This is a genomic window from Auritidibacter sp. NML130574 (assembly GCF_003185725.2).
Classification (GTDB): Bacteria; Actinomycetota; Actinomycetes; order Actinomycetales; family Micrococcaceae; genus Auritidibacter; species Auritidibacter ignavus.
Genome location: NZ_CP031746.1, coordinates 601,210 through 614,584, shown reverse-complemented (window position 1 = coordinate 614,584; position 13,375 = coordinate 601,210). Strand labels below are relative to the sequence as shown.

Annotated in this window: 10 protein-coding genes; 6 read left to right on the top strand and 4 right to left on the bottom strand. The window is 59.7% G+C overall.

Annotation, left to right across the window (positions count from 1 at the left end; translation table 11 throughout):
- Positions 1-9: 9 nt before the first annotated feature.
- Both DCC27_RS02820 and DCC27_RS02815 read right to left on the bottom strand, forming a co-directional pair.
- Positions 10-1,674, bottom strand: coding sequence for an AMP-binding protein (locus tag DCC27_RS02820; protein WP_168186063.1), 1,665 nt, complete (start codon positions 1,672-1,674; stop codon positions 10-12).
- Positions 1,675-1,771: 97 nt separating this feature from the next.
- Complete coding sequence (locus tag DCC27_RS02815) at positions 1,772-2,935, bottom strand: acyl-CoA dehydrogenase family protein (protein ID WP_110100987.1); 1,164 nt, start codon at positions 2,933-2,935, stop codon at positions 1,772-1,774.
- 181 nt (positions 2,936-3,116) lie between these two features.
- Between DCC27_RS02815 and DCC27_RS02810 the strand changes: the two genes are divergently transcribed.
- From DCC27_RS02810 to DCC27_RS12770, 6 genes are all read left to right on the top strand, one after another.
- Positions 3,117-4,997 (top strand): acyclic terpene utilization AtuA family protein, encoded by a 1,881-nt coding sequence (locus DCC27_RS02810; RefSeq protein ID WP_110100986.1) that lies wholly within the window; start codon positions 3,117-3,119, stop codon positions 4,995-4,997.
- Positions 4,994-6,589, top strand: coding sequence for an acyl-CoA carboxylase subunit beta (locus tag DCC27_RS02805; protein WP_110111012.1), 1,596 nt, complete (start codon positions 4,994-4,996; stop codon positions 6,587-6,589). Before DCC27_RS02810 ends, DCC27_RS02805 begins: the two co-directional genes overlap by 4 nt.
- An 8-nt stretch (positions 6,590-6,597) precedes the next feature.
- Positions 6,598-8,703 carry a biotin carboxylase N-terminal domain-containing protein gene (locus tag DCC27_RS02800; protein ID WP_110111011.1) on the top strand — a complete coding sequence of 702 codons (2,106 nt, stop codon included), beginning with the start codon at positions 6,598-6,600 and terminating at the stop codon, positions 8,701-8,703.
- The gene (locus DCC27_RS02795) at positions 8,700-9,485 is read left to right on the top strand and encodes an enoyl-CoA hydratase-related protein (protein ID WP_110111010.1); all 786 of its coding nucleotides are present in this window, start codon (positions 8,700-8,702) and stop codon (positions 9,483-9,485) included. The genes DCC27_RS02800 and DCC27_RS02795 overlap by 4 nt, the downstream gene beginning before the upstream one ends.
- A gap of 873 nt (positions 9,486-10,358) precedes the next feature.
- Positions 10,359-11,177, top strand: a complete 819-nt coding sequence (gene erm, locus DCC27_RS02790; protein ID WP_110111015.1) for a 23S ribosomal RNA methyltransferase Erm — start codon at positions 10,359-10,361, stop codon at positions 11,175-11,177.
- Positions 11,096-11,602: a helix-turn-helix transcriptional regulator gene (locus tag DCC27_RS12770; RefSeq protein WP_110111009.1), complete on the top strand. Its 507-nt coding sequence runs from the start codon at positions 11,096-11,098 to the stop codon at positions 11,600-11,602. Before erm ends, DCC27_RS12770 begins: the two co-directional genes overlap by 82 nt.
- A 307-nt stretch (positions 11,603-11,909) precedes the next feature.
- Here the strand turns inward: DCC27_RS12770 and DCC27_RS02780 are convergent, their stop codons facing one another.
- On the bottom strand, positions 11,910-12,770 hold the full coding sequence (locus DCC27_RS02780; protein WP_110111008.1) for a phosphotransferase family protein: 861 nt from the start codon (positions 12,768-12,770) through the stop codon (positions 11,910-11,912).
- Entirely contained in the window at positions 12,758-13,309 is a 552-nt protein-coding gene (locus tag DCC27_RS02775; protein ID WP_148707497.1) for a hypothetical protein, read from the bottom strand. The genes DCC27_RS02780 and DCC27_RS02775 overlap by 13 nt, the downstream gene beginning before the upstream one ends.
- Between the last annotated feature and the right edge of the window lie 66 nt (positions 13,310-13,375).

The following is a 13,375-nucleotide window of genomic DNA, read 5'->3' as shown; positions in this document are numbered from 1 at the left end:
TGAGGGGCGTCAAAATTCTTCGCGCAAAACGTTCTTGCGAATTTTGCCAGTTGACGTCTTCGGCAAGGCTTCGACGAACCACACTCTCTTCGGTGTTTCCACGCCGGACAGGTGGTCGCGCACATGAGACAGAATCTCTGCCTCGACCTCGGAGGCAATCTGTTGTCGCTGTTCAGCACTCACTTCTGAAACGGCAGGAACCTTATCGCTACAAACTACGGCTGTGACGGCCTCACCCCAATGATCGTCAGGTGTCCCGATTACGGTACATTCGATGACTCCGGGGGCATCGGCAACGATTCGCTCAACCTTCATCGACGAGACATTCTCACCGCCGGTTTTGATGATGTCCTTGACTCGGTCAACGAACCACACAACGCCTTCGTCGTCCATGTAGCCAACGTCGCCACTATGGAACCATCCGTGACGAAATGCCTCCTGATTGGCATCGGGCCGATTCCAGTACCCCGCGGTGACGTGTGGACCGCGGTAAACGATTTCACCAACCTCTCCGGGAGGTAACAATCTACCGTCTGGAGCCATAATTCGGGTGCGCACCGTTGGGGAGGGCACTCCCCACGACTCGTTCTTACCGTGTCGATGATCAGTACGTTGAAACGTCGTCGCCGGCACAACTTCTGTTTGTCCCGATCCCAGCACTTTCCGTGCATTCGGCATCATGGCATCCATACCTGCCAAAATCCGTTCGGGCATCTGTGCCATTGCGTACATGGCGGTCTCCATCGATGACAGGTCCCGAGCTTGGCGCTGGTTTTCGGCGATCAGGGCTGCCCACATCATCGGTAGACCCGTGAAAACCGTAACTTTCTCTCGCTCAATGGCGTCAAGAACAGTAGCGGGATCGAACCCTTGCTGAAGCACCAACGTGCCACCCAGAAATAACACGGGCTTAGCGAGGGTGTTCAGCCCCGTGACATGGAACAGCGGCAAACATAACAGCATGGTGCCAGGGTGCTCACCCCAATCTTTTCCGATCAACACCGCATTAGACATCACACCGGTCACCACCGCGCTGTGCGTTGCTAGGGCACCTTTTGGTCTAGCGGTGGTTCCCGACGTGTAGAGACACTGAACGATGTCGTCACTGGAAATGATGAGTCTCAGTTCATCGTCCACCGGTGTGGCCAAAAGATCTGTCAGATCTACTCGCGCATAGTTCGTCGCCATCGACAATGCAGCCTCGTTCTCGACCGCACCGGTTCCGGTTTCGCGCACAACGACATTGTCAATCGTGACCCCTTCGGCAATCGTTGCTTCCAGCAGGGGTAGCATAGCGTCGTCGATGATGACAGTCCGCACACCGGCATCGTCGAGAATCCAGGCGATGTCTGACGGCGTTAGCGCGTAGTTGATGGGTAATGCCACTCGCGCGGATTTGGCGATCCCAAAGTAGATTGCCAGAAAATCCGCGCTATTGGCCACCATGATGGCGACCGGTTCTCCCTGTTCCGGGGCGTCGGGGAGATTAATAATCCCGCGGGCCATCGCTTCGGCATCGTGGTCCAGCTGGGCATAACTGATACGTCGTTCTCCTTCCACAACGGCAATCTGTTGTGGATGTTTCTCGGCGGCGCGGGTCAACGCGTCGCCCACCGTATGACGACGGGCAAGATTGAGATCAACGGGGTCGACGGTACTGGTATCGGGTTTCATAATGTTCACTTCCTGGTGAATGTATGGGTCAGTAAGAAGCAGTAGAGGCGCAAACCGCAGGCCAGGATCCAGTAGCGCAGAGCATCGAGAAGAGAGGTTAAACCGGATAGCCATCCATTCGGGCAAGCACCTGGAGCATGACCTCGTCGGCGCCACCGCCGATCGAGGACAACCGCACGTCGCGGAGGAATCGGCTCGTCCAGTTCTCCTCCATATAACCCATGCCCCCATGGACTTGTAGCACCGTATCGGCGACATCGCGTAGCAAGCGTCCAGCTACGAGTTTGCCCACGGTGGCTTCCCGAGTAATGTCTGCACCGGCATGAGATAGCCGGCACATCTTTTCGTTGTGCGATCGCAATAGTTCCAGTTGGGCAGAAAGCTCGGTCAGCTTGAACACGGGGTACTGGCGAGCGGCAAGGGGTGCCCCGAATAGCTCACGTTGTCCCAAGTATTCCCGGGTCTTAGCGAGCGCCCACTCACTGGCACCGACGGCTGTGAAACACGCCGAGAGACGCTCGACCACGAACTGTTGCATCTGTTGTTGGAATCCCCGACCGATCTTACCGATCGTATTTGATACCGGAACCCTCACCTCATCGAGGTGTAGCTCAACGGTGTCAGAGGAACGATTCCCGAGTTTGTCGAGCGGGCGCGAGACGGTGAACCCAGCAAGCCCTGAGGGCACAATAATCTGCGACATCCCCCGATACCCGCCCTCATCGGACGTCCGGACCAACATGCAGAACCAGTCGGCCTGAGTGCCGTTGGTAATGAAGATCTTGCCACCATTGATCACCCAGTCGTCACCGTCGCGACGGGCCTTGGTGGACAGACCTGCGACATCTGATCCGGCCCCGGGTTCTGTCACCGCGATGGCTGCCACTTGTTGCCCTTCAAGGGCCGGGCGTAGATATTGCTCTTTCAACTCCGGACTACCAAAACGGGCCAAGGATGGCGTAGCCATGTGCATCTGGACGTTGATTGCCATCGACACTCCAGCGGTATTCCCCTTGGCCAGTTCCTCGGCGAAGACCATCTGGTACTCCATGGGCGCGCCTTCCCCACCGTCTTCTTCGGGATACCCCAGCCCTAAGTACCCTGCTGCGGCCAACTTAGGAAACAGTTCGTGGGCGTCGAAGACTCCGGCGTCCTCCCACTGGTTCATTCTGGGGACAATTTCCTTGTCGCAGAACGATCGGACGCCTGCGCGAAACTGTTCGAGGTCAAACTGGTCAAGATCGTCTGGTTCTTCGGTCATATTTGCCTCTCTGACGCCAACGACATGGTGGCTTACACCGGTTACACCGTGTCTATCGTGATGCAGGTCACATTAGCACCCTTAATGAAGAAAAAACAATCACGCTTGCTTGTTGTCAAAAAATGTGCCAACATGAGGTCCACGACTCGTTCAATCCGCTCCCACGGGAAGGCACGTGAGCATGGACTCCGAGCACAGCAGGAACAATCCCTTACCCACCCGAACTGGCCACTGTCCTCGTGGTGTTGCGAATGCGGACGCTATCTTGGCTGACCAGGATGGCCCGGTGGTGAGGATCGGTAATGCTTCCGGGTTCTATGGGGATCGCTTCGCCGCTTTCGACGAAATGGTTCGGGCCGGCGTGGACGTCATCACCGGTGACTACCTTGCAGAACTCACGATGCTGATCTTGGCCCGGCAGAAGGCAACGGATCCCACCACAGGATTTGCGCGCACGTTTTTGTCTCAGCTGAAGCACTCGCTGGAGGCCTTGGTTGCCACCGATGCCCGTGTAGTCGTCAATGCGGGCGGGATGAATCCGTCCGGGCTAGCTGAGGCGATCAATCAACTGGTGACGAAGACCGGAGCTGAGCTTCCGGTGGCCTATGTGGACGGCGATGACCTGACTGACCGCAGTCAGCAACTCGGTTTGGGCCAACCACTAGCTGCCAATGCCTACCTGGGTGGTTTTGGCATTACCTCAGCCTTACGGGCAGGGGCACGGATCGTGGTAACAGGGCGGGTGACCGACGCTGCGCTGACCACAGGTGCAGCTGCCTGGTATCACGGGTGGGAACGGGATGATCTTGATGCCCTGGCCGGGGCGATGGCCGCCGGCCACGTCATCGAGTGCGGGATGCAGGCCACCGGTGGAAATTTCTCCTTCTTTACCGAGATCCCCGACTTGATCCGTCCCGGATTCCCCATCGCTGAGATAGCCACCGACGGTAGCTCGGTGATCACCAAACCCGTCGGCACCGGTGGTGCTGTCACCGCCGAGACGGTGATCTCTCAGTTACTGTACGAGGTGGCCGGGGCCAGATATCCCGGCCCGGATGCCACCCTGCGACTAGATTCCATCACGGTCACCGATCTCGGTGCCGATCGAGTGGCGTTGAGCGGAATCCTCGGTGAAGCCCCACCACCGACCCTCAAGGTCTCAGCTACCGAACTCGGTGGATTTCGACAGGAGATGACCGTCTATCTCACCGGCCTGGACGTCGATGCCAAGGCGAATCTGATTCAAGCGCAGTTCCACCACGCCCTGAACACCGCTGGATTACCGATGCCGCAGCAGTTGCAATGGACGTTGGCGCGCACCGATCACTCCGATGCGACCGTGCAAGAGGAAGCGAGCGCCCGCCTGACCCTGGTCGCTCGCGACAATGACCCCCAGGTGGTGGGACGAAAATTGGCAAATATTTTTGTCGAGATCGCACTGGGTAGCGTTCCCGGTATCTTCTTATCTTCTCCACCTAAAGAAGCCGAAGTGTATGGCCGGTTCCGTCCGGAATTCGTTCCCCAGACCATCCCAACTCACCGCGTGCATTACCCCGACGGGTCGGCAGAAGTCATTGTGCCACCTGAACGCACTCTGCGACTTGAACCCACGGATCTGGACGAGCACTCCCCTGCTACCGGGCAGGGACCCACCATCACTCAGTCCTCGTCCGATGCCACGGAATCCTCTGTTGCGTTGGGCCGATATTTCGGTGCCCGTAGCGGCGATAAGGGCGGGACGATCAATGTTGGTGTCTGGGCCCGTAGCAACCCGGGCTGGACTTGGCTACGCCAAGAGCTCACACCGGAACGACTGCGAGAGTTGCTCCCAGAATTTCGAGATCTCCCGATGGACCGTGTCGAGCTGGCCAAGCTACGGGCGGTGAATTTCGTCATTCACGACGCACTCGGGGAAGGCGTCGCCTTCGGTGCCCGCTTTGATGCACAGGCCAAAGGTGTGGCCGAGTGGTTGCGCAGTCGTCACGTTTCACTACCGTCCGACGTCACGGAATTTTCGGGCCTCGACGATAACTTCACGACCGGATTCGGAGTATCCTCATGACTCGTCTCATCAGCACCATCGACACTTCCTCCCCGGAGTTCCAGCGGAGCGAAGAAGCGATGCTGCACAAAATCTCCGAGATCGATGCGGTCTTCGAGCAACTGGCTGCAGCCGGTGGTCCGCGTGCCGTGGCCCGTCACCGCGACCGCGGTAAGCTCACCGCACGAGAGCGCATTGAGCTCCTCATTGACCGCGACAGCCCCTTTCTTGAGCTTTGCGCCGTCGCGGCCTGGGGATCAGATTTTCCCGTCGGAGCCAGCATCATTGGTGGCATCGGAACCGTGTGCGGGGTTGAATGCGTCATTATTGCTAACGACCCCACGATTGCCGGCGGTACGTCAAATCCATTCACGCTCAAAAAGCAACTGCGCATCATGGATATTGCACTGAAAAACCGGCTTCCGCTGATGACCTTGGTCGAATCAGGCGGGGCGAACTTACCGACACAGAGTCAGGTCTTTATCCCGGGGGGTGATTCCTTTCGGCGACTAGCCCAGCTGTCTAAAGAGGGCATCCCCACGATCTCAATCGTGTTTGGCAACTCGACTGCGGGAGGCGCCTATCTTCCGGGCATGAGTGATCACGTGATCATGATCGAAGGCCAGTCGAAAGTCTTTCTTGGCGGACCACCACTGGTGAAGGCCGCCACCGGCGAAGTGAGCGACGATGAATCACTGGGTGGAGCCGGAATGCACGCGCGAACCTCGGGGCTTGCCGATTATTTCGCCCACGACGAGCAAGACGCATTGCGTATCGCACGCCGTGTTGTCTCCCGGCTCAACCACCGCAAAGCAGGCCCCGCGCCTGCCACCTCGATGCCACCGGTCTTCGACGAGGAAGAGTTGCTCGGCATCGTGCCCGATGACCTCAAGATTCCATTCGATCCGCGGGAGGTTATTGCCCGGGTCGTTGATGGGTCGGATTTTGATGAATTCAAGCCTCTTTATGGTGCTGGCATGGTGACCGGTTGGGCGAACATCCACGGTTACCCGGTGGGCATGATCGCCAACGCCAAGGGCGTGATTTTCAGCGAGGAAGCACAAAAGACCACCCAGTTTATTCAGATTGCCAACCGGCAAGCCACTCCCCTGGTGTTTGTACACAATACAACCGGATACATGGTCGGTCGCGCCTACGAGGAGGGTGGGATCATCAAACACGGTTCGATGATGATCAATGCGGTGTCCACCTCCACGGTTCCCCACATCTCTGTGCTGATCGGGTCCTCGTATGGGGCCGGCCACTACGGGATGTGCGGCCGTGCCTTTGACCCGCGTTTCCTCTTCGCCTGGCCCTCGGCCAAATCGGCAGTTATGGGTGGCGCCCAATTGGCCGATGTGGTGACCTCCGTGGCGAAAGCTTCGGCCCAAGCCCGTGGTACACCCGTCGATGTCGACGCGCTGGAACATCGCCGAGCTGCCATCGAGCAACAGATCGAAGACGAATCTCTGCCACTGTTTCTCTCGGGTCTCGTCTACGACGATGGGATCATCGACCCCCGAGATACCCGCACGGTGCTGGGGCTGTCGTTGTCGGCCATTGCGAATAGACAGGTCGAGTCCGATCGGTCTTACGGAATTTTCCGGATGTGAGGAACCACATGACTGTCCAGACCACAACACGCCCGATCACCCGGGTGCTCGTCGCCAACCGTGGGGAAATCGCTCGACGGGTCTTCGCCACATGCAAAGCCCGCGGGATCGGAACCGCAGCGGTATTTTCCGATGCGGATGCCCATGCTCCGTTCGTCGCCGAAGCCGATCTTGCCGTGCGTCTGCCGGGTACCGCCCCAGCAGACACCTACCTGCGTGCCGAGCTCGTGATTGCGGCCGCCCAGAAAATGGGCGCCGATGCGATTCACCCCGGCTACGGGTTCCTGTCCGAGAACGCTGGCTTCGCCCGAGCTGTTATCGAGGCCGGATTGATCTGGATCGGTCCGGATCCCGCTTCTCTTGAACAGATGGGGTCCAAAATCGAGTCCAAGCGCCTCATGGAGCAGGCCGGCGTACCGGTCTTGACGGATCTCGACCCCGAATCCATCACCGAAGCTGAGTTACCGGTGCTCGTCAAAGCCTCAGCAGGTGGTGGCGGTCGCGGGATGCGGATTGTGGAACGTCTCGATGAGCTTGCTGACACCGTGTCCTCGGCCTCGCGCGAGGCCGCCAGTGCCTTCGGCGATCCCACGGTTTTCTGTGAGCGCTATATTCCTACCGGGCACCATATCGAGGTCCAAGTGTTTGGTGACCGGGCCGGCAACGCCTGGGCAGTGGGAGAACGAGAATGTTCGATTCAGCGTCGCCACCAGAAGATTATCGAAGAGGCGCCCGCTCCGCTGGTTGAACGCCGGGGCGCGCGAATGCGTGAACGTCTCTATCAGGCCGCTCGCAACGCGGTGCAACGGCTGGGGTATATCGGAGCAGGAACCGTTGAGTTCTTGGCCGACGAGGACGGGTCCTTTTACTTCCTGGAAATGAATACCCGCTTGCAGGTCGAACACCCGGTGACTGAATGTACCACCGGGCTCGACCTCGTTGGGTTGCAGTTGGACATCGCGGCCGGGGCAGAGCTGGTCGGTGACGAACCCCGGGCTCAGGGACATGCCATTGAAGTGCGCCTCTACGCCGAGGACCCCACGCAGAATTGGTCGCCCCAAGCCGGACCGATCCGAGAGTTCTTGGTGCCGGAAGTGGACGCTGTCTTCAACAACCCAGCACCCGGACACCCGGCAATTCGTCTCGATGCTGGTGTCCAAGCCGGAGATGTGATGGGCACCGATTACGATCCGATGATCGCGAAGATGATTGGTGTTGCCCCAACCCGGCACGGTGCCGCACGCAAACTTGCCTCAGCTCTGGAAAGGATGGTGTGGGACGGCCCCGTCACCAATGCCGACCTGCTCGTGAGCATCCTGGGCGAAGAGGATTTTCTCTCGGGGCACACCGCCACCTCCTACTTAGAGGATCATCCTGCTGTGTTCACGCCGGCCACTGACGAGACCACCACAAGGTTGTTTGCCGTGGTGGCAGCCATCGCTACGGCGGCAGCTGTGGCCGAAGGCGCTCCCGCGTGCCCCGATGGCGTGGTGGTGCTCGGCGCACCAGAGAACGCAGACCAGGCATTGGCCCGCCACATCGCCGAGGAGAATCCGCGACCGCGCATTGGTGGGTGGCGGTTGTTCCACCCCGACTGGCGAACTCGCGCCTTCCTTCTCGGTAGCCAGGAGATCTCCATCGACTATCGCCAACGTCGGTATGGCTGGGAGATCTCCCCCAGCTCGGTGCCTGACGTTAACAGCGTGGAGGTCGTCTCGGCATCCTCGGCTGTCGTGCGGCTGCGCATCGACGATGTGGAGCGACGTTTCGTCGTGTCACGAACGGGCCGTCAAGTGGTCGTCACCGGGTCCGAACGGTCCGTAACGCTCACTGAGGTCGAACACTTCACCGATCCGGAGACGGTCTCTGCACCGGGTAGCCTGATCGCGCCCATGCCAGGCACCGTGGTACATATCGAGGCAACAGTTGGTGACGCCGTGGTGGCAGGCCAAAAAATCCTGTGGGTGGAAGCTATGAAAATGGAGCACGCCATCACCAGCGATGCTGATGGCATTGTCGAACAGCTCACGGTCAGTGTCGGTGATCGTGTTGACGTTGGTGCCGTGCTGGCCGTAATTGTTGCCCAGAGTGAAAAGGAGGCTGTCACAGCATGACGAGCGTGGTCTATACCCTCGAGGGGTCAACGGCGACCCTGACACTCGATGCACCGGAGAATCGCAACGCGATCAACCAGGCACTACTGCAGGGCATCTCTGAGGGGTTGGACCGGGCCAGTGCTGATGATTCGGTACGCAGTATCGTGCTGACTCACACCGGTTCGGTGTTCTGCGCTGGTGCAGATCTGAAAGACCACTCCTTAAACGACACCGAAGGTGGCACGCCGACGACAGGCGCTTCGACTGCGAACGCTGTCATCCGTGAGTTGCTAACATGCCCTAAACCGATCATCGCAGCGGTCCACGGTCATGTCAGGGCCGGTGGAATGGGCTTTGTGGCTGCCTGCGACTTTGTCGTCGCGGGTCCGCAGTCCACTTTCGGGCTCACCGAAGTGCGGATCGGGGTCGTCGCCGCCATGATCGCGCCCGTGGTCTTAGCCCGGCTTGGTGACCGAACCGCAGCAGGTTGGCTTCTTCGGGCACGCACCATCACCCCAGACGAAGCGCTGTCAGCAGGCTTCATTTCTCATGCCATCACTGACACCGATGGTTCTGTTGACGGCACGGTCGAGGAGATTCTGACCGACTTACGCAAAGCTGCTCCGGCAGCGCTGGAAGCATCAAAGATGCTGGTCAACCGTCATGTTCTCGAGCTTATGGATACCCGTGAGCAGGACATGGTTGAGCTCTCCCAGCGCTTTTTTGCCGGAGATGATGCCAAAGCCGGGATGACGGCGTTTCTGAACAAACAACATCCGCCGTGGGTCCTGGACGCCTGATCCCACGATGCCTAGTCACCGATCATGGCCTGATCACCCAGCTCGCTACTGGCATACGCTGTGAGGTTCAGCTACTAGTTGTGAAGATGGCTGTGAACTGATCATTTGGAGTCAAAGCACCGAGATTTCCGATATCAGCGATAACGGGGACCAACTGGACCGGTCAATCTGTGGTATTTGTCAGCATCTCCATGCCCTTCGAAGATCCAACCAGCGTCCACTCAGCATCCCGGCTGTACACCGGATCGGATAGGCCTGCCCCGACCGCAGTCCATGAGCGTGTCCCCCAGACGCTGAAGTTGTCCCTCGACACCTGCGCTCCCCGGGCACGTAGACCATATCCCCAAACAGTCATGCCACCACCGAGCCAGCCCGCCCCCGAGCAGGCTACCCACTTCGGCGAAACAACGAGGTAGGAACGCCGAGCACCCATTGGTCGTTGCCGTCGGTCGCGATGGGGCGTGGCAGAAATTTCGAGCCGACATCTGCCCACATTATCCGCTCCTCAAACAGGCGCGTCGAAAGCGTTCCACCACCGGCCGCTACGGCGCCTAGCAACCTTATCGAGATCTCTCACGGAGCTGACCTCGATAGTGCAGAGCACCTGTGGTCGCAGAGGCGCATGAATTCGTGATGGCCCGCGATGATACGGATCTGCGCATCTTTGATGCATGGACGGGCTATGGGGTCGTCGAGTGACGGTGGGTCACCTACACTAGTTGGCATGTTGTTTTACGGCACTGCTTCACTGCGTCTGCGCCGCCGCTAACGGCGGCGAGCACACTCCCCGTTGTTGCTCCTGCCTCCGGAGAAATCACCCGGCCGGGCGGTTTATTCATCGTGCCCGGTTCCACAACCACCACGGAGCAAACAGTGCCTACCTATCACGGTGGCCGTCATGAACACGGCCAAAACTTCCTCACTGACCCATCAATCATCGCCACGATAACCCGACTCGTGGCCGCGACCAAAGGCCCGATTATCGAGATCGGCCCCGGTGATGGAGCCCTCACCACGCCACTGGCCCAGCTGGGGCGAGCGGTCACTGTCGTCGAGATCGACCCTCAGCTCGCAAAGCGTTTGGCAGGCCGTATCCCGTCACATGTGGAGGTCATTAATGACGACTTCCTGGGCTACCGGCTTCCGCCATCTGAGCAGGTGATCGTCGGCAGCCTGCCATTTCACCAAACCACCGCCATACTGCGACGCATGCTGCACGCCCCAGCATGGAGTGAGGCGATCCTGCTGGTACAGTGGGAGGTTGCCCGCCGCAGAGCGGGCGTTGGTGGTGCCACAATGATGACCGCACAATGGGCGCCGTGGTTCGAGTTCAGGCTACACAGTCGTGTTCCCGCTCGCGCGTTCACCCCACGTCCGAGCGTGGACGGTGGAATCCTCACCATCCAACGTCGCGAACACCCGTTGTTGTCCCCGGCACACAGACGTCAGTTCCGCGCCTTGGTCCACCGTGTCTACACCGGACCTGGACGCGGGATCGCCCAAGTTCTGGCACGCAACACGACGCTCGGCTCACTGCAGACAGTTAAAGCGTGGCTAACACGCCACCAGGTGAGTGCCACCGACCTGCCGAAAGACCTGCCGGTCCCGGTATGGGTGGACCTGTTCAAAACCGCACGCTCCTCGCCACCGCGTCACCGCGCACCGTCGTCTTCCACAAGGCGAGGCCGATGAGTATCAGACCCTTGCGACGACCCTTACCTGAGGAGAATGCAGCAAGCCATGCCGACCCGACTGAGACAGCCACACATCGTGTAGCACGCCTCCTCTGTCAAGATCCCGCACAGGACTGGCGACTTCGTGACCTCGCCGACCTTGTGCACCTATCGATCTCGCAGCTGGGCAGGACCTTCAGCCAGCGCTTTGGAATGTCGCCCATTCAGTACCTGTCTCACGTTCGAGCCCACCGTCTTGCTGAGCTCTTGGTGACGACTGACCTTCCGATCGGTGTCGCTATGGCACAAGTTGGGTGGCATAGCCGTGGCCACGCGGCACGTCAGTTCACCGCGATTGTTGGGGTCAGCCCATCCGCGTATCGACGCGCCGCAACCCAGCGAGCAGACCTAACATGCCCGTGCTGCGGACAGTGCCGGGAATGATCCCGGTGACACCCACACAGTATCCGAGCTCCGGCGGTGCCAATAGACCGGTTGCTGGCATGGCCAATCGAGTGCCGGCTGGGCATGCGTTTGACAGATGCGCGGAACGCTACCTTGCGTTCCGGAGCATCCTTGACCCGTTGGGACATCCCACCGTCGTGATCTTGCCTGCGCTGTGTGGTCGAGGATGCTCGAGACCTCACCGCTGTCACCTGCGAAGCGGACCTCAACGACGACGTGAGTATCTTTGACGAGCTCGCGGAGGTTAGGTGCCACAACAGTCCCCGCTGACGGCAAGTCCCCTCAGTCATGATGCGCTACCAAATGTATGGTCGAACGCTCTCCAGGCGTTGTCGAGATACGGTCTGCGCGATAGCGGATCTCTGAGACCGAAGACGACGTCCTCAAGCCATCTGCACCGGGCGTGGAAGCGGAAGCGATGTAGCTCGTCTTCAGTCAGGGGCCCGTTCAACGCTTCCCCAATGTGACTGGCCGCCTCAGGCCCCAGGTCCCGGTAGATGGATCCAATGTCACGGGCAGGGTCGGTGAGCGCCACATCGGTCCAATCGATGATGCCAGTCACTGTTCCGTGGTCATCGACGAGAATGTGTTCGGCCCCCAGATCGTTGTGCTGTGCGATAAGGAGCGACCGTGTCGGCGGGGGCGGCTCGTCCAGGAACGCGCGAATGAGACGTCCCTGCCCCGCACTTAGGTGACCACGCACCGCCCGGTAGCTACGCACAGCGTCCTGATGCCAGGCGTGATATGGATACCGATCAGCCGGCAGTTGCGAAGCCGGCACAAATCGGCGGAAGGCCGACAACGCATCGATGATGGCCTGCCGAACCTCCGTCGAGTCCCGCTTTCGTCGACGAAGCAGTGGCGTGCCACGAAGTCTCCTGTAGACAAACGTGCCGAGTTCGGCCTCATAAAACACTGGTATCGGGATTGGGACCGAGGTGACGTGCGCGAGCGTATCGAGCAGGTGCACTTCGCGGTTGAGGGCTTCGTGGTCAGCCGAACACCGCACGATATAGTCCCCGACAGCGATGGTCGTGTTCTCTGCTCCGGAGTCGAAGAGGACTGGCTCGTCGTTGGGCGACCAGAGGTCATGCATTTTTCCCAGCTCCGCCAGGCGGGCGCGGTCCTTGGGGGTCACTGCGGACATCGCGGTCGCACCGTCGCGTCCTGCCTACGCCGAGAGACGACGAAGACCCACCAGAGGGTTTGCGCCGCCAGCACCGTTCCGCCACCGAGGAGCGCAACCCACACCAATTGCGGGTGCCAGGCAGTACCGATCCCGATCAGCACTGCGATCAAACCCGAGATGACCACGGCTATCAGCATCACGATCTTCGGAAGCGCATCTCGGCGAGTTGCCGTCCGAGTAGCGAGGTATACGAGCTCGCCCCCTTGCAACAGCCCGATGATCACAACTGCGCCGAGAGCGAAGACGAGCACCGCGAGTGGGACCCGGTGAGCGTGAGCAACGAGCACGAAAGCAATCGTCGCGGTGACTAGCGCGACTGCATCGATGCCTGCCGCGCCCCGCCTCCACCCCATCAGCTCGCGCTGCAGCTGTCGCTTTCGGGGTACAAAGTCCCACGCCCGAGCAGTGTACCAGCGCCCGGCCACGATGCCGATAGCGTAGGTCGTTAGCGCTGCCAGGAGTGCCGGGAGTAGGTTGTTATTAAGTAGCCAGATCACAGCTCCGAGTGCAACCGCCACGAGGATTGGGCCCAGGCGTGCGAACCACCATCCGCGGATGTAAAC

Coding starts and splice junctions, on each gene's coding strand:
- DCC27_RS02820 (WP_168186063.1), bottom strand. CDS start 1,674: ATGAAACCCGATACCAGTACCGTCGACCCCGTTGATCTCAATCTTGCC.
- DCC27_RS02815 (WP_110100987.1), bottom strand. CDS start 2,935: ATGACCGAAGAACCAGACGATCTTGACCAGTTTGACCTCGAACAGTTT.
- DCC27_RS02810 (WP_110100986.1), top strand. CDS start 3,117: ATGGACTCCGAGCACAGCAGGAACAATCCCTTACCCACCCGAACTGGC.
- DCC27_RS02805 (WP_110111012.1), top strand. CDS start 4,994: ATGACTCGTCTCATCAGCACCATCGACACTTCCTCCCCGGAGTTCCAG.
- DCC27_RS02800 (WP_110111011.1), top strand. CDS start 6,598: ATGACTGTCCAGACCACAACACGCCCGATCACCCGGGTGCTCGTCGCC.
- DCC27_RS02795 (WP_110111010.1), top strand. CDS start 8,700: ATGACGAGCGTGGTCTATACCCTCGAGGGGTCAACGGCGACCCTGACA.
- DCC27_RS12770 (WP_110111009.1), top strand. CDS start 11,096: ATGGGTGGACCTGTTCAAAACCGCACGCTCCTCGCCACCGCGTCACCG.
- DCC27_RS02780 (WP_110111008.1), bottom strand. CDS start 12,770: ATGTCCGCAGTGACCCCCAAGGACCGCGCCCGCCTGGCGGAGCTGGGA.